Annotated in this window: 16 protein-coding genes and 1 other RNA gene; 3 read left to right on the top strand and 14 right to left on the bottom strand. The window is 41.5% G+C overall.

Annotated elements, in window-relative coordinates; genetic code table 11:
• The 10 genes from hisH to H8Z82_RS05065 form a co-directional block, all read right to left on the bottom strand.
• Window positions 1–639, bottom strand: coding sequence for an imidazole glycerol phosphate synthase subunit HisH (hisH, locus tag H8Z82_RS05110; protein WP_186994472.1), 639 nt, complete (start codon window positions 637–639; stop codon window positions 1–3).
• Window positions 640–779: 140 nt separating this feature from the next.
• Window positions 780–2,363: a sensor histidine kinase gene (locus tag H8Z82_RS05105; protein WP_330607857.1), complete on the bottom strand. Its 1,584-nt coding sequence runs from the start codon at window positions 2,361–2,363 to the stop codon at window positions 780–782.
• Window positions 2,363–3,043 (bottom strand): response regulator transcription factor, encoded by a 681-nt coding sequence (locus H8Z82_RS05100; RefSeq protein WP_019162003.1) that lies wholly within the window; start codon window positions 3,041–3,043, stop codon window positions 2,363–2,365. The genes H8Z82_RS05105 and H8Z82_RS05100 overlap by 1 nt, the downstream gene beginning before the upstream one ends.
• A gap of 211 nt (window positions 3,044–3,254) precedes the next feature.
• Window positions 3,255–3,603, bottom strand: a transfer-messenger RNA (tmRNA) gene (ssrA, locus tag H8Z82_RS05095).
• Between the two features lie 156 nt (window positions 3,604–3,759).
• Complete coding sequence (locus H8Z82_RS05090; protein WP_186994470.1) at window positions 3,760–4,767, bottom strand: aldo/keto reductase; 1,008 nt, start codon at window positions 4,765–4,767, stop codon at window positions 3,760–3,762.
• Window positions 4,768–4,887: 120 nt separating this feature from the next.
• Window positions 4,888–5,445, bottom strand: a complete 558-nt coding sequence (gene efp, locus H8Z82_RS05085) for an elongation factor P (protein ID WP_019162005.1) — start codon at window positions 5,443–5,445, stop codon at window positions 4,888–4,890.
• A gap of 146 nt (window positions 5,446–5,591) precedes the next feature.
• Window positions 5,592–6,116, bottom strand: a complete 525-nt coding sequence (locus H8Z82_RS05080; protein WP_019162006.1) for a shikimate kinase — start codon at window positions 6,114–6,116, stop codon at window positions 5,592–5,594.
• A complete protein-coding gene (locus tag H8Z82_RS05075) occupies window positions 6,113–6,616 on the bottom strand; it encodes a YqeG family HAD IIIA-type phosphatase (protein ID WP_186994469.1) in 504 nt (167 codons plus the stop codon). The genes H8Z82_RS05080 and H8Z82_RS05075 overlap by 4 nt, the downstream gene beginning before the upstream one ends.
• A 14-nt stretch (window positions 6,617–6,630) precedes the next feature.
• Entirely contained in the window at window positions 6,631–7,491 is an 861-nt protein-coding gene (locus tag H8Z82_RS05070) for a patatin-like phospholipase family protein (RefSeq protein WP_019162008.1), read from the bottom strand.
• Between the two features lie 40 nt (window positions 7,492–7,531).
• A complete protein-coding gene (locus H8Z82_RS05065) occupies window positions 7,532–8,893 on the bottom strand; it encodes a citrate/2-methylcitrate synthase (RefSeq protein WP_186994468.1) in 1,362 nt (453 codons plus the stop codon).
• 233 nt (window positions 8,894–9,126) lie between these two features.
• On the opposite strand from H8Z82_RS05065, the gene gdhA reads away from it, so the two are divergent.
• Complete coding sequence (gene gdhA, locus H8Z82_RS05060) at window positions 9,127–10,461, top strand: NADP-specific glutamate dehydrogenase (RefSeq protein WP_019162010.1); 1,335 nt, start codon at window positions 9,127–9,129, stop codon at window positions 10,459–10,461.
• A gap of 49 nt (window positions 10,462–10,510) precedes the next feature.
• On the opposite strand, the gene nrdR is transcribed toward gdhA, so the two are convergent.
• Complete coding sequence (gene nrdR / locus H8Z82_RS05055; protein ID WP_019162011.1) at window positions 10,511–10,960, bottom strand: transcriptional regulator NrdR; 450 nt, start codon at window positions 10,958–10,960, stop codon at window positions 10,511–10,513.
• Window positions 10,961–11,133: 173 nt separating this feature from the next.
• Here nrdR and H8Z82_RS05050 point away from each other — a divergent pair, with 173 nt between their 5' ends.
• Together H8Z82_RS05050 and sigG are read left to right on the top strand one after the other, a co-directional pair.
• Window positions 11,134–11,385: a PRC-barrel domain-containing protein gene (locus H8Z82_RS05050; RefSeq protein WP_173743772.1), complete on the top strand. Its 252-nt coding sequence runs from the start codon at window positions 11,134–11,136 to the stop codon at window positions 11,383–11,385.
• 133 nt (window positions 11,386–11,518) lie between these two features.
• A complete protein-coding gene (gene sigG, locus H8Z82_RS05045) occupies window positions 11,519–12,298 on the top strand; it encodes an RNA polymerase sporulation sigma factor SigG (RefSeq protein WP_186994467.1) in 780 nt (259 codons plus the stop codon).
• A gap of 72 nt (window positions 12,299–12,370) precedes the next feature.
• On the opposite strand, the gene pap is transcribed toward sigG, so the two are convergent.
• The 3 genes from pap to H8Z82_RS05030 are packed head-to-tail and all read right to left on the bottom strand — an operon-like array spanning window position 12,371 to window position 17,325.
• Entirely contained in the window at window positions 12,371–13,843 is a 1,473-nt protein-coding gene (gene pap / locus H8Z82_RS05040; RefSeq protein WP_186994466.1) for a polyphosphate:AMP phosphotransferase, read from the bottom strand.
• Between the two features lie 18 nt (window positions 13,844–13,861).
• Window positions 13,862–15,022: a LicD family protein gene (locus H8Z82_RS05035; RefSeq protein WP_186994465.1), complete on the bottom strand. Its 1,161-nt coding sequence runs from the start codon at window positions 15,020–15,022 to the stop codon at window positions 13,862–13,864.
• A 17-nt stretch (window positions 15,023–15,039) separates the two neighbouring features.
• Complete coding sequence (locus H8Z82_RS05030) at window positions 15,040–17,325, bottom strand: LicD family protein (RefSeq protein ID WP_186994464.1); 2,286 nt, start codon at window positions 17,323–17,325, stop codon at window positions 15,040–15,042.
• Between the last annotated feature and the right edge of the window lie 18 nt (window positions 17,326–17,343).

The following is a 17,343-nucleotide window of genomic DNA, read 5'->3' as shown; positions in this document are numbered from 1 at the left end:
TTATTTTCCCTCCTTCTCAGTATTGCCGTCTCTTCCCACAGCAGCAAAATTTTCAAGTATCTTCAGTCCCCATTTGCTGCTCTTTTCCGGATGGAACTGGCAGGCAAATACATTGTCCTTTTCTACGGAAGCATGAATACAGGTGCTGTATTCTGTGGTAGCCTTTACTATCTCAGGCTCCTCTGCCTGCAGATAATAGGAATGCACAAAATATACATAGGTCTGTTCCGGGATTCCCTGAAACAGTCTGCCATTATTCTGAAGATGCAGGGAATTCCATCCCATATGTGGAATCTTAAGCCCAGGCGCAGGCGGGATCTTAACAATTTTCCCTTTTAGGATTCCAAGACCTTCCACACCCGGTGTCTCCTCACTACTTTCAAAAAAGAGCTGTAATCCCAGACAAATTCCCAGAAGCGGGGTCTTTTTCTCTACAATCTCATGGATCACAGGCACAAGTCCGTATGTATGAAGATTGTCCATAGCCTGTCCAAAACTTCCTACTCCGGGCAAAATTACTTTATCTGCATTTAACAGGATCTGTGGATCACGGGATACCACCGTTTTTTCTCCAAGATAATGAAGCGCTTTTTCTACACTTTTGATATTTCCTGCATCATAGTCAATTATTCCAATCATGTCTTCCTCCTGATGTTTCTGCTCAATTCTTGTATTTCATGATAATCATCCTGTCATTATCTTTTCATCCATCTGTATAGTATAACCTAAAAACAGACAGTTGCAAAGTGCTTTCTTTGCTTCTGCCTGTTTTTCTGACTTTACTGCCTGCTGTCCAGAGTAAACCAGAACTCGACTCCATTATCAAAGTTACAAACGCCATACTTCTGGTTCATTCCTTCCACAATTGCCTTTACAATAGAAAGTCCGATTCCGCTGCCTCCATATTCTCTGGTACGAGCCTTGTCTACCTTATAAAACTTATTCCACAGATTTGGAATATCCTCCTCAGGAATGGGGGTTCCGGTATTAAATACTGTTACCTTCACGCAATCAGCCTCCTGCAGGATCTTAATTTCCACTTTTCGCTCTCCGTCCAGATGATTCAGGGCATTACTTGTATAATTGGTTACCACCTCTTCTGTCTTAAACTCATCTGCCCATACATACACAGGATCCTGTGCCTCAAATATCACAGTGGCTTCTTTCTGCTCGATCATAATATGCATGGACTGCAGGACTCCATGAATCAGTGATACAATATCAAAGCGTTCCATCATTGGCGCATCCTTGCCGGATTCCAGCTGGTTTAAGGTCAGCAGATTTTTTACCAGCTTATTCATTTTGGATGCCTCATCCATAATTACTTCACAGTAAAAAGCCCTGCTTTCCGGGTCATCAGATATATTTTCATTTAGACCCTCTGCATATCCCTGAATCAGCGCAATGGGCGTTTTCAGCTCATGGGAAACATTATCCAGAAACTCCTTACGCATCTCATCAATCTTGATCTTATCCTCAATATCCTTCTGCAGCTTATTGTTTGCTGATTTCAATTCAGAAATTGTATTTTCCAGTTTTCTGGACATTTTGTTGAAATTATCGCCCAGAACATCAATCTCATTTCCTGCATGGCTCTCATATCTGGCTTCAAAATCCAGATTGGACATTTTTTCAGAAAGCCTTGTCAGTTCACTGATAGGTCTGGTGATCCGGTTAGTGATCAGCAATATCAGCAAACCACTGATCAGGATGATCACTACTCCTACAAACAGATAAAAGTTGTTGGATATGGCTGCGCTCTCCTTAATACTCTCCAGCGGAGAGCGGATCAGATAGTAGTATCCATTTTCATACTGTCCCCAGCATTCTACATACTCCATACCTGCAAAACGATCATGTACCTGCCAAATGATACCATCTTCCGTCTGCTTCAGAATGTGACTATGCTCCATATCCTTATCCAGATCATTAATGTATCCAAAAAGTTTGCTACGGAGCATTTTAGCCATATTGGCTTCCCCCCAGTAATAATAACCGCTGTTCTCCTCATTTACAATGATCCAGGTCAGATTATTTCTGGAACTGCTGTGTTCGATCTCATCCGGCACCTCTTCCTCTGCTTTCGACGTATTCTCTATTTCTCCATCCTTATCTGTATCATATTTCAGAAGGTTATCCAGATTCATCTGAGAAAGAACTGTCCTGGCTTCCTCCAGTACTTCCACTTTTTTTGATACATAATATCGTTCCAGAAAAAGTCCGTTTATCAACGTGATAGAAAAAATCGACACTAGAAGAAGGCCAATAAACAGAACTGAAATCTGATGTTTCAGAGAATGGAATTTTCTGATATTTTTCTTCTTTTTACTGTTCTGCTTTTTCTCTTTTCTGCCTCCGGACATCATGCATCAACCTCAAATTTATATCCCATACCCCATACAGTCTTGATATATTCTCCTTTGTCTCCCATTTTACTTCTCAGTTTTTTAACATGGGTATCAATGGTACGGGCATCTCCAAAATAATCATAATTCCACACAGAATTAAGGATTTTTTCCCTGGAAAGTGCAATTCCCTGGTTTTCCAGAAAATATGTCAATAATTCAAATTCTTTAAAACTTAAGTCCATGGTTTTTCCGTCCACTGTAGCAATATGAGCAGCCTTGTCAATCACAATTCCTCCCGCTGACAGAGTATCTTCTGTATTTCCCTGTCCTGTACGACGAAGGATTGCTTCTACTCTCGCCACCAGGATTTTTGGACTGAAAGGCTTGGAAATATATTCATCCACTCCCAGTTCAAAGCCCAGAAGCTCGTCTCGCTCATCTCCTCTTGCAGTAAGCATAATAATGGGCACCTTGGAATTCTTACGAATCTCACGGCACACTTCCCACCCATCCATCTTAGGCATCATTACATCCAGTATGATCAGTGCAACATCCTTTTCTGCATAAAAAATATCAATTGCCTCTTCACCGTCCCCGGCCTCCAGCACCTGAAAATTCTTTTTAGTCAGAAAGTCACTGACAAGCTTTCTCATACGGCTTTCATCATCCACAACCAGGATTTTTAATGCATCCATAACTGTTCCTCCGTTATCTTTATTGTAAAAAATAATCTCTGTTTTTCTTATTACTGTACTATAGCAAACATTTGTGGAATAAATGTGAACACAGGAAGCAAATAAAAATAATATTTTATAGTATAAAATACAGCAAAAAAATGGTGCCTGGTCTAAAAACCATGCACCATTTTTATCTGCATCCCAGAGCGCCGTAAATACAGTGCTCTTCCTATGGACCTGGCGGGAATTGAACCCGCGTCCGAAAGCCTATTCATTGAGGCATCTCCCATCACAGTCGCTGATTTAACATTCCCTCGATCATACGCCCACCGACAGGCTTATGATCTCAGTAGCTTCATCATACATCTACCAGGGCAAAGCTTACCTGATAAGGTTTCTCACAAGGTCGACGCCAGGTTCCCAATGTGTGAGTGCATCAGGGCTGACGAGCAGCAATTAGGCTGCTAACGCTAACTTTTCGTCTGCGTTTATATTTAGTTTCCCAGTTGATACGCAGTCCAGGAGTCTGCGGATGGCTTCCTAAACTTCAAAGCCCCCGTCGAAACCAGTACAAGCCCTAAACTTTATAGCTGAACATACAGCCTGCTGGTTTTCAGACGAAAGTCTGCAGACCGCCAACACGGTCTGCTTTCTTGTTATTATAAAAAAAACTATTCGTCCTGTCAAGGGTAATTATTACATTACTATTCGCCGTATTACTATTCGCCGTATTACTATTCGCCGAACTGCTCTGCACATTCCTTCATCATCTTCCTTATAGGCAGATGATAAGGGCATCTGGTCTCACAGACTCCACATTCTATACAGTCAGAAGCTTTTGCCTGCAGTGTACTGTAACGGCTTCTGGCCCATTCGCCCAGATCATATCGATTCAGATAACCGGCAAACAGAAATACATTGGGAATACTGATGCCTGCAGAACAGGGTGCACAGTAATTACATCTACGGCAGAAATTTGTACCCAGCTGTTCTCTGACCTTCCTGATTTCATCAAGCTCTGCCTGACTTAATGGTGAAGAGTCCAGACAGGCCTTTATGTTCTCCTCCATCTCATGTTCTTCTGCCATTCCGGGAATTACAATCGTTACATTCGGATTGGAGCAGATGTAGCGAAGTGCCAGTGTTCCGTTTTCAATGGCTCCACCTGCCAGGGGTTTCATATCAATAAACCCTATATTTCGTTTTCTGCATTCTGCAATCAGCTCTTCGCCCTGACTTTCCACAATGTTATACGGAAACATAATTGTTTCCACCCAATCCAGATCCAGCGCCCGCTCAAACACCTCTACGGAATGAGCAGTCAGTCCCAGATGTCCGATCTTTCCGTCCTTCTTTGCCTCCTGCAAAGCCTCCAGTGCACCGTCCTTTGCCAGAACCTGATCCAACTGCTCCATACTTGGATTATGTACCTGGTAAATATCAATATAATCTGTTTTCAAATTGCACAGGCTTTTTTTAATATCAGCTGCCATAGCTTCTCTTGTCCTGGCCATACTCTTGGTTGCAATCACAAATTTATCCCTGATTCCCTCCAATGCATAGCCCAGATATTCCTCGCTGACTGTATAGCCCCTGGCTGTATCAATGTAATTTACTCCCCTGTCCGAAAGTTTATGCATCAGTGTTCTTGTCCCCTCTGCATCAATTTTCTGAATGGGTATTCCGCCCAGACCAATTTTAGAAACCTTTAAACCAGTCTTTCCCAATGTAACATATTCCATTTTTATTCCCTCTTTTCTCCAAAATCAGTTTTTCCTTCTGAGCAAAAAACTGCCATCGCCTTCCGACAATGACAGCTTTTTTCATATCAAACGGACAGCAATCATCCGCATTTTGTTAGATTATACTCTTGAGAGATATTCTCCGGTTCTTGTGTCGATTTTCAGTTTGTCACCCTGGTTAACAAACAGTGGAACCTGAACCTGCGCACCTGTCTCAACAGTAGCAGGTTTTGTAGCACCCTGAGCTGTATTTCCTGCAAATCCAGGCTCTGTCTCAGTTACTTCAAGTTCTACAAAAAGTGGTGGCTCAATAGCAAATACGTTTCCGTTATGGGAACATACTTTAACCATTTCGTTTTCTTTTACGAATTTCAGAGAATCGCCTACCTGATCCTTTGTCAGACCTACCTGATCATAGGTTTCTACGTTCATGAAGTAGTATAAATCACCATCATCATAGAGATACTGCATATCAACACGTTCAATACGTGCTGCCGGGAATTTCTCAGTAGGACGGAAAGACTTCTCCAGAACTGATCCTGTAATGATGTTTTTGTATTTGGTTCTTACGAAAGCAGCACCCTTTCCTGGTTTTACATGCTGAAATTCAACAATCTGACATACATTTCCGTCAATTTCAAGTGTGATACCGTTTTTGAAATCACCTGCTGAAATCATATTTCTATTTCCTCCTTAATTGTACAATTCAACGTTACTGCTCTCTGTCTATGCAGCAACCGCCTCAACAGTGCGTGTCTGCGTATTCATTTTCTGCAATTTTGCGACACACTCTTATATGATTTTATAATAGTTTCTTATTTTTTTCAACTATTTTTTATTACTGTTTGCAATTTTTCTTCCAACTGGGAAATCAACTCCTCAAAAGGCTTATCTCCTGTGATCATTTCAATGTCAGCAAACTTTGCATAAACAGGATCTCTCTGTTTCAGAAGCTTTTTAATCTTGTCCGCCTTGTCGTCCCCGTCGATCAAAGGATTGGATTTTGAATTTTCCAGTCTTTCCTTCAAAGTCTCATAAGATCCCTTCAGATAGACCACTGTTCCCAACTGCTTAATATATTTCTCATTCTGCTCCTGCATGGGAAGTCCTGATCCCAGAGAAATCACTTTCTGCTCCTGATCCTTGATCAATTCCTTGATCACAGTTGTTTCTAATGCACGATAAAATGGTTCCCCGAATTTATCAAAAATATCTTTAACGGACAGATTCATTTTTCTCGTAACCACACGGTCAATGTCAATAAACGGTAAATCGAAATCCTTCGCCAGTCTCTTACCTACTCTTGTTTTTCCTGAACCCATAAATCCTATAATCACAATATGGTTCATGAATTCCCCTCCTCCTTTTTGTAAAAATATAACACAATTCTCTCAAGATATCTCTTCAGTACAATCTGTATCTCTTCCCTGGGATTGATAGGTTTTACCAGAATATTACGTATTCCGGCTCTTTTTGCCCCGTATATATCTGTAAACAGCTGATCTCCAATAAAAATAGTATTACTTCTGTCTGTGCCCAGCAATTCCATAGCACGGATATAATTCTTCGTAGATGGCTTGTGGGCATTTTCTATAAAACGTGCTCCCACAGAAGCATTAAATGAAGATACTCTTTCATATTGATTATTGGAAATAAAACAGCACTGAAATCCCAGTTCTTTCAAATGTGCAAACAATGCACAGGCTCTCTCATCTGCAGGTGCACCATGAGGTACCAGTGTATTGTCAATATCAAAAAGCAGACCTCTGTATCCCTGTGCATACAGACTGTCAAAATCAATTTCATAAGTTGAATCCAGATATTCATCCGGAAAAAAGCATTTAAACATCAGTATCCATTCCCCTAATTTCCAAGATATTCCAGCAGACCATCCAGCTTCTGCTCCATCAGGTCATATCCATGCTGATAAAATTCTGTAAGAACTTTCGGATTCTTTTCAGTTCTGGAAACAGTTTTGATTTCCGGACGGACCACATAGATATGCCCTTCCTTTTCCCATTTCTCAATCAGTTCCAGAGTCCTGTTATAATTCCGGTATCGGTTCAAAAGGCTGTTCAGCAGATTGGGATATTTGTGAAATGCAGCCAGATAAACAGCCTTACTCTCTCCAGGCTTCTTTTTTCGATATCCATAATTCCTAGTGAGAATCACTACATTCTTGCGGTACCCCTCCTTCATGGCATGGACCACAGGAATGGAATCCGCCACACCGCCGTCCACACAGGGTATCCCGTCAATCATCACCATAGGGCATGCCAGAGGAATACTGGAAGATGCACGGCAGATATCCATCAGACGTTTTCTGTCATTTTTTTCTTCCAGATATCTTGCCTGACCGGTAATGCAATCCGTCACTACCAGTTCACATTTTTTTCCGGAATTAAAATAAGCATCATAATCAAAAGGAAAAATCTCATTGGGGTATCGTTCAAACAGCATGTCCATATCAAACAGGCTTTTATTCTTCAGAGTTTGCTTCAGGCCTATGTAGCTGTTATTCTTATCCTCCGTGATCACACAGTCCTTCGTCCGGCCAATCTGCCCGGATACATAATCCACTGCATTACAGGCGCCTGCGGAAACTCCTGTTACATAAGGAAACTCTATCTGATGTTTCATCAGACAGTCCAGCACTCCGGACGTAAACACCCCCCGTGTACCACCGCCTTCCAGAATTAACGCTGTCTCATTATTATTTGTCATTTTCCTCACTAATCCTTTCAAAAAGCGTATTTCTGTCCTGTCAGCGCTCAGCAAGAGGCACATAAATACTTGGTGCCAACACATTTTTGTATGCCGGACGAATGATCTTGTCCGCATTGATGAGCTCTTCCATTCGATGGGCACTCCAGCCCACAATACGTGCAACTGCAAACATAGGTGTATATAATTCCAGTGGCAGATCCAGCATACTGTACACGAAACCACTGTAAAAGTCCACATTTGCACTGACACCTTTATAAATCCTTCTTTCCTCGGCAATTACTTCAGGTGCCAAACGCTCTACCATAGAATAAAGGGCATAGTCTTTCATCCTTCCCTTTTCTCTGGCCAGAGTCTCCACATATGCTTTAAACACTTCGGCTCTTGGATCAGATACCGAGTAAATCGCATGTCCCATTCCATAGATCAGACCCTTTCTGTCAAAAGCCTCCTTATGGAGTAATTTTTTGAGATACACACGAACTTCATCTTCATCTGTCCAGTCCTTCACTTCTTTCTTCATGTCATGAAACATACTTACTACTTTAATATTGGCGCCACCATGCTTTGGACCCTTCAGTGAACCAAGAGCTGCTGCAATGGCAGAATAAGTATCTGTACCGGAAGAAGATACTACATGAGTAGTAAAAGTAGAGTTATTTCCACCGCCATGCTCCATGTGAAGAATTAACGCAATATCCAGAATCTTTGCTTCCAAATGGGTATACTTCTTATCCGGTCTCAACATACGCAAAATGTTTTCAGCCGTTGTCAGATCCTTCTTTGGATTATGGATATAAAGACTTTTTCCCTTCACATAATGATTGTATGCCTGATATCCATATACAGACAACAACGGAAAAACACTGATCAGATTCAGACACTGTCGCAGTACATTTGGCAAAGAGGTATCATCTGGATTATGGTCATACGAATACAGTGTCAGAACGCTTCTGGAAAGTCCATTCATAATATCTCTGCTGGGAGCCTTCATGATTACGTCCCTGACAAAATTGGTAGGAAGTGATCTCTGGTTAGCCAGAAGTTCTGTAAAATCCATAAGCTGCTGTTTATCCGGAAGTTTTCCGAACAGAAGCAGATATGCCACTTCCTCGAAGCCATATCTGTCATCCTGGATAAATCCTTTGGTCAGATCTTTGATATCATAGCCTCTGTAAGAAAGCTTTCCCGCACAGGGAACCTCTTTGCCATCTACCACCTTTGTAGCCTGAACATTTGAAACCTGGGTCAAACCTGCAAGAACACCTTTACCATTTATATCTCTCAGGCCTCTCTTTACATCATACTTTGCATATAACGACAGATCCAGACTGGTATTATCCCTACAGATATCTGTAAGTTTTTCAATTTCCGGTGTCACTTTTGTTTTAAATCCTGCCATATACTATATTCCCCTTTCTTCTCTGCTTTTTCGATAATGGGCCCTCCTCATTCCAATCACCGTATTTTGCACATCATAAATAAATTATAGCATTGTTTTCCATTTCGGTCTACATACAAATTTTTTAAAAAAATTTCAGGATTTTTTTCTTTCCCTCTTTCCATTTTTAACACATTAGTGTATAATAACGTCGTTCAAAGCAAAATCATTACAATAGATGAGGAGGAATAACAATGTCTTATACTGATGAGGTATACGAGAGAGTCGTTGCACAGAACCCAAACGAGCCTGAATTTCACCAGGCAGTAAAAGAAGTTCTTGATTCTCTTAAAGTTGTAATTGAAAAAAATGAAGAAAAATATCGCAGTCTTTCTATTCTGGAACGTCTGGTTGAGCCGGAAAGAATTATTTCCTTCCGTGTTCCATGGATTGATGACAAAGGCGTTGTACAGGTTAACAAAGGATACCGTGTACAGTTCAACAGTGCAATCGGACCGTACAAGGGTGGTTTAAGATTCCATCCATCTGTTAACCAGGGTATTCTTAAATTCTTAGGTTTTGAGCAGATTTTCAAAAACTCCCTTACAGGACTTCCTATCGGAGGCGGTAAAGGTGGTTCCAACTTTGATCCTAAGGGTAAATCTGACAGAGAAGTTATGGCATTCTGCCAGAGCTTTATGACTGAGCTTTCCAAATATATCGGTGCTGACATGGACGTTCCTGCCGGTGATATCGGTGTTGGCGGACGTGAGATCGGATTCCTCTATGGACAGTACAAACGTAACACAGGTCTGTATGAAGGCGTACTTACAGGTAAAGGACTTTCCTATGGCGGTTCTCTGGTTCGTACAGAAGCTACAGGCTATGGTCTTGTATATATGCTGAATGAAATGGTAAAAGCAAACAACGATACCATTTCCGGTAAGACTATCACTGTAACAGGTTCCGGTAATGTTGCTATCTATGCTGTACAGAAAGCAACTCAGCTTGGCGGCAAGGTTGTTGCAATGTGCGACTCCAACGGATATATCTATGATCCTAACGGAATCAATCTGGATGTTGTAAAAGATATCAAAGAAGTAAAACGCGGACGTATCAAAGAATATGCTGACCGTGTTGAGGGTGCTTCTTATACAGAAGGCAAGGGTATCTGGAATATCAAATGTGATATCTACCTTCCATGTGCAACTCAGAACGAGCTGGATGTTGACGGTGCAAAGGTTCTGGCTGCAAATGGCTGCAAATATATTGCAGAGGGTGCTAACATGCCTACAACTCTGGAAGCTACAAATTATATCATGAACAATGGCATCATCTTCATGCCTGGTAAGGCAGCTAACGCAGGCGGTGTTGCTACTTCTGCTCTGGAAATGAGCCAGAACTCTGCAAGACTTTCCTGGACAGCTGAAGAAGTTGATGCAAAACTTCATCAGATTATGATCGATATCTTCCAGAAGGTTGACAGCGCTTCCAAACGTTACGATATGGCAGGAAACTATGTAGTTGGTGCTAATATCGCAGGTTTCGAGAAGGTTGTAGATGCCATGATCGCTCAGGGTATTGTCTGATTCTTAATATATATCAGGAATATTAAAAGGGTGCAGCTGCACCCTTTTTTTAATTCATAAATTTCTTAAGTTCATCCATAAAAGTACTCACATCTTTAAATTCCCTGTACACGGAAGCAAAACGCACATAAGCTACTGCATCCAGTTCCTTCAGATGCTCCATAACAATCTCTCCAATTCTGGTACTGGAAATTTCCTTTTCCTCTGTATTAAAGATTTCACCCTCTATGGCATCCATCATCTCTTCTATTTTTTCAACTGGAATGGGTCTCTTGTAACAGGCCCGAAGAATTCCTGCCTGAATCTTTCCCCTGTCATATTGCTCTCGATTCTGATCTTTCTTTATAACAGTCAGCGGAATGGACTCTACTTTTTCATATGTAGTAAATCTTCTGCCACATACATCACACAAACGGCGGCGGCGGATAGAATTGGTATCCTCTACCGGTCTTGAATCCACAACTCTGGTATTATCCTGATTACAAAAAGGACACTTCATAACGGACTATTCCCCCTGGATGTTTTGATATTTAATAACAGCTCAGTATCTTAATGATTATTTATTATACTTTATCTTTATTTCATATGTCAATAAAAGGACATGCATAAATTCTTTTCGGATTACATAAAATTTATAAAATATTCATTTTCTTATCATTCAGGTGGTTTTTTATGCGTATCTGTGAATTAAGGCAAAAAGAAGTAATCAATACCTGTACCTGCCGCAGTCTGGGTTGTCCCATAGATATCGAATTTGACTGCAGGACCAGCTGCCTTTCTGCCCTTGTCCTGCCCGGGCCCGGCAGATTCTGCTGTCTCTTTGGCAGAGATGAATTCATCATCCCCTGGGAATGCATCTGCCAGATCGGAGAAGATATCATCCTGGTAAAAATAGACGAAGAAAAGTGTCTGTGTGAAAACTAAAGGCCGGACTTTGTCAAGGCCTTTTATTTATTATATTTTGTTTAAAACAGTATAAATATCCTCCTCTCTGAGAATCATTCTATTATCTGTAAATTCCAACAGACAGTAAGAAACGATAAGGAGGATTCAAACGATGGCACTTAATAAAGTAGAAATCTGCGGAGTCAACACATCGAAGCTTCCTGTTTTGAAAGCAGAAGAAAAAACAGACCTGTTCCGGCGAATCAAGGAAGGAGATGCGCAGGCAAGAGAATTATACATCAAAGGTAATCTTCGCCTTGTCCTAAGTGTGATCAGGCGTTTTCAAAACAGCAATGAAAATCCGGATGATCTCTTTCAGATCGGATGCATTGGTCTGATCAAAGCAATCGATAATTTTGATACTTCACTTCAGGTCAGATTTTCCACCTATGCGGTTCCCATGATCATAGGAGAAGTGCGGCGTTATCTGAGAGACTATAACAGCATCCGGGTCAGCCGCTCGCTGAGAGATATAGCTTATAAAGCCATTCATACCAGAGAAGCATACATGAAACAAAATCTGAGAGAGCCTACGATCAACGAAATATCCGAAGAAATCGGAATAGAAAAAGAAATGATCGTCTACGCCATGGATGCCATCCAAAGTCCGGTCAGCCTTTTTGAACCGGTTTATTCAGAAGGAGGAGATACACTCTATGTGATGGATCAGATCAGTGACAAAAAGAACAGAGAGGACCGCTGGATTGAGGATCTGTCCCTACGTGAAGCTATGAACCATCTGGGAGAACGAGAACGACATATCATCCAGCTTCGCTTTTACGAGGGAAAAACTCAGATGGAGGTGGCAAAGGAAGTAGGTATCTCCCAGGCCCAGGTCAGCCGTCTTGAAAAAGGAGCACTGAAATCCATGCGGAATTATCTTCGTCCCTGACACAACAAAAAGCAGTCCGACATCCGGAGATCCTTCCCCTTTCCAGTCGAACTGCCTTACATATCTGAGAATCTATTTCAGTGCTTTTTCAATTTCTTTAATTACGATTTTAAGAGCCTTGATCCGGGCGTATTTTTTATCTACAGATTCCAGTACATGCCATGGTGCAAAGGTTGTACTTGTCTTCTGAAGCATTTCATTTACTGCAATCTCATATTCATCCCACTTATCTCTGTTACGCCAGTCTTCATCTGTGATCTTCCACTGCTTCTCAGGGTTATTCTGCCGTTCTTTGAAGCGTTCCAGCTGGGTATCCTTATCAATCTGTACCCAGAATTTAATGATCACAGCTCCCCAGTCCTTTAATTCCCTTTCGAACTCATTCATTTCATTGTAAGCCCGTTTCCAGTCATTTTCACTGCAGAAACCTTCCAGTCTCTCCACCATTACACGGCCATACCAGGTTCTGTCAAAAATAGCAATATGGCCATCCTTCGGCAGTCTGGTCCAAAAGCGCCACAGATAATGACGGGCTTTCTCATGAGGTTCCGGACTGGCAATGGGATGTACCTCATATCCTCTGGGATCCAGTGCCTCCGTAATACGCTTGATATTGCCGCCCTTACCTGCTGCATCCCATCCCTCATAAGTTATAATAACCGGAATACGTTTACGATAGAGACGATTATGAAGCTCTCCCAGTTTCTTCTGAAGAGTTTTTAATTCTTTTTTGTACTCTTCCTCTTCCAGGAACTTATCTTTCAGATCAATTTCTGCAAGCTTTGGCATTTTCTTCAAAGGAAATACATTCTGAAGGATCGGCACGGAATGAGCCTGATTCTGCATGGCAACTTGAATATTACTTACCATTGTTTCCAGCACCTGAAGCTCTGCCCATTTTCTGTCAGAAGCATCAATGATATACCATGGGGCAGAAGACGCATTGGTATCTGTCATGTACTGGTTAAATACCTTTGCACATTTCTTGTAATGTTCATTTTCCCATTTGTCAAATCCGGATACTCTCCATCTGGTATCCTTTTCTGACAAAAGCAGTTCCATACGGTGAGTCTGCTCCTCTCTGTTGATCTGCATAAAGAATTTCAGTACCAGATAGCCATTGTCTGTCAGCTGTCTCTCAAAATGCTGAATGCTCTGTATCCGGGCTGCATAATCTTCGCCCTCCAGCTTTCCTTCCAGACATTCCCGGCAGGTCTGTTCCATCCATCCTGAATCCAGGAAAGTAAATTTTCCAGCTTCCGGAATCTGTTTAAAATACTTGTACAGAAACGGATATCTCTTCTCTTCCTCTGTGGGTGCAGACATGGTAGCAACCTTGAAAAATCTTGGATCAATATTTTTTATCACTTTTCCAATGGTACTGCCCTTTCCTGAGGCCCCCCAGCCTTCAAAAAGCACCAGTACCGGTATTTTGTGTTCTTTGATCTTCATCTGAAGCTCATATAACTGTGCTCTTGCAGCAGCAAGACGTTCCCTGACTTCTTCCTTCTCCGGTACACGGGCCGGACTCCAATTCGTAATCATAATTCTACCTCCCACTTTTTATATAGCACTTTTTATCTGCTTCACCCGTTTGTCCTCTCCCTGAACAGCTAACGTTTTCATATATAAATCGAAAATCTCCTGATCAGGAATATACACTTCTCCCTTCTTTCTGTATTTATTCATCATATTATGATAAGGGGTCAGGGCATCCCACAGTCGCAGGTAATCCCGGTTTTCATATAAATTCATAAGATATTTCTTATGTTCTTTATAATCCTGTCCCAGATTGATTCCCTCTCCTTTTAATTTTACATATTCCCAGGACCAGTCAAGACTTTCACGGCTTTTTCTGCCTTTTTTGTCTTTACGGTACTGGACATCCCTTTCCTTTACCAGCTCTTTGATCTGAGCTTTGTGACGACTGATAAAATCTTCACATCCCGTCTGCGTACTGATCATAACAGTAAGGGAAGGAACATAAACATCATTGATTTTATTTTCATACTTTTTTCCAAACCAGATACGCAGATATTGGTCCACATCCTCAGGTATGGTAAATTCCGTTCCCTCCAGAAGCACTCTTTTTGTTTTCTTAAAAAGCTGAGCCGGGTAATATAAGGTAGCATTTTTCAGCCTTACCACATACTCTCCCTCTCCGGATTCATTCTGATTGATACAGAATTTTTTGTACAAATGTTTTCCCAGACGGCCACGTCCCCCCAGAAACATAAGCCCCACAGGAATTTTGCACAATCTTTCTTTCCAGTTATACTCTTCGGAACGGCCATCTGAAAACTGTTTCCATCCTGTCTCCAGGTTTCGGTTCCATAGATGTTTCAGCCTGGATTTTATTTTACCTCGAAGAGGATAAATATCCACCCCCAGACCAGGATACTGATAATTTCTGCCCTCATTCATACGAAAGCACAAGGTATTTGTGTCCTCATATCTGAGAAAGAAGCCCGGAAAACGTTTATTATCATGCATAGATTCCAGGGCTCTTCCGGAATGCTTTCTCTTCTGGACTGCCAGCCGGAATTTCTCTATGTCTGATACTTTCATTAATACACCACCGGCAAATGGATTATCCGGCATATGACCGCCTCTGACTGCATGAAGGGCAAGGCGTGGTGTCAGATAGCATTCAATTCCACTCTCACCACAGATTTCGTCGATTTCTCTGAGCAGTGTAAGGATTACTTGTTGTTCCTTGTTCAATTTAAACTCCCATTCCTTTATCTGTTTATTGTATTTATCAAATCCTGGATTTCCTCCAGAGTTCCATATTTTCCAAGCCAGGAATCCAGAAACTCCCTTGCATCTCCTCTGGCAGCATAAGCAGAAGCTCTTTGGCTTCCCTCCTTCAGATCCTGCAGTATTATTCTGTCCAATTCCTGTGCTACATACTCAGAAGCTGTTTTTCTTCCTTTCAGGAAAAAAGAAAATGCCTGGATAGTAAGACCTTCTTTCAGAAGGATTTCGCCCAATATGAGGCAATACTCTCCGTCCTCTTTACTGTCAGAACAAAGCTTTCTCACTTTGGTTTCCAGTTTTTCCAGATCTTCTGTCTTATCTGCAAAAAGAAGCTCTGCATAACTTTCTGCTGCTTTCGCAGAAAATCCCAGCCTCTCCCTACCTTTCACCATAGCTGTGTACAAAATCTTTGCTTCTCTGGATTCTGTTGAATAAGAAGAATCCTGTTTATATTCTTCGATCAGTCCTTTTAAATCCTCCAGTTCCCGGCAAACTGCTGTCTCATTCAAAGCAGCCATTACTCTGGCCAGGCTGCCATATCCCATTATTTCCATATCACCAGGCAAAAGTTTTTTCCAAAGTCCGGCCAGTGCTACACCTTCCTTTGCTTCACCGTTTTCCACCAGGCTCTGACAGGTCTGCATTGCAGGAAGCTTATACTCCTGAAGAAATTTATCCAGTTCCAGCCAGATAATTCCGTTGTTTGTATTCTCCCTTACCTCTGCATAAATCTCCAATGCATCTCTGCAATGCCCTTCGATCCAGAGCAGGTCACCCTCATATTTATGAAAATATCCATCCTTGGGAAACAGCCCCAGACAATATTCCAAAAACTCCCTGGCCTTTGCCGTCTTTTTATCCTGTTTCGCCTGCTCTGTCAGAAAACGCACTTTAAGCTTCAGGAAAGAGGGATGCTCCGGATACTTTTCCAACAATCTGTCGATCAGCTCCTCCGCCATATCCATTTCCCGGAATTCATAATGGCAGGCAGCCTCCCGAAACAGTACAATATCATCAAGAAGCTGTTTCTGTTCCGGCAAAAGTTCTTTTTCAGCCTCACGTACTCTCAGCATACGGTAAGCTTTGGAAACTCTCTCTGTATAAAAAAGTGTATACATTGCTGCCTGAAATATCTCATCTTCCACCCTGATCAGATAAGGATGGTAAAAACTGTAAATGTGTACAAAATCTTCTCTTCCTATAAAATCCGGGCTGAGCTGCACCTGATAGTATTCTTTAAAAATGTGATTCAGTTTATGGAAATCCCGGTGTTCCAGAAGTTCATTCAATGAGACTTTGCTTTCACAGATCTGTTTTTCCAGTTCTTCTTTTATATGCTCTCCCATCAGTTCCTGTCTTTTTCTCACCAATCTGTGAGAACGTTTGGCAGTAGCCATATAATATATTTTGCGAAATACTGCATCCTTCCGAAGCTTAAAGGTATTGATCCCAGGCATATATTCCTTGCGGAATTCCTCGTAGTTCATATTTCTGCATTCTACAGAATCATGAGATTCCCGCTCTCCATGAGATGGAATATAAGACCATTCATCTCCATAATGCCAGATCAGATAATCACTGACTTTATTGGGTATCATTACATCGATTCCCTCAAATTTTCCATATTTTACCGGAAACATCATATCTTTATCAAACAGAAAAGGACAGCCACCCCATCTCATAGCATATCTGTTACAGTCCTCCTCTTGATAGGAAAACATGATTTTTTCCAGTTTTTTCAAAGTTTTATCTTTGCCCAGGATCAGATAAGATAGTAAATATTTCAAATACAGAGTAACCGGTACCTCATACCGGTTTCCATAAACCACTGCAATATTGATCAGATCTGAATAGACCATCAGATGATTTCTATATTTCTCATATTCTCTGTCATCGGCAGGTATGGGATCCAGTGTAAGCACATCAATGATCTCCCCCGCCTTATCTTTACCAATGATCTGATGTCTGTGGATAGCGCAAGTATCCGTAGATGCATATCTTGGAAAGGTATTGGTATAATTTCTGTCTGTATCTACACACTGCACTGCTCTATGGGGCGGAAGTTCCTTTGGTGCCAGCTCTACCAGTTTATCCCAATCCGCTTTGGGCATATAAATATCCACATCATCATCCCAGGGGATAAAGCCTTCATTTCGCACTACACCGATCAGGCTTCCTCCTGCCATCACATAACGCAGATTATGTTTTTTACAAATTTCATCAATCTCCCGAAACAATTGCAGAAGATTTTTTTGCTTTTCAGTCATTGAGCTTCCTCTCTCATT

Origin of the sequence: Blautia difficilis (genome assembly GCF_014297245.1) — a bacterium.
GTDB lineage: Bacteria > Bacillota > Clostridia > Lachnospirales > Lachnospiraceae > Blautia_A > Blautia_A difficilis.
Note: the sequence above shows the minus strand (reverse complement) of the source record. Positions and strands in the feature narration are given on the sequence as shown.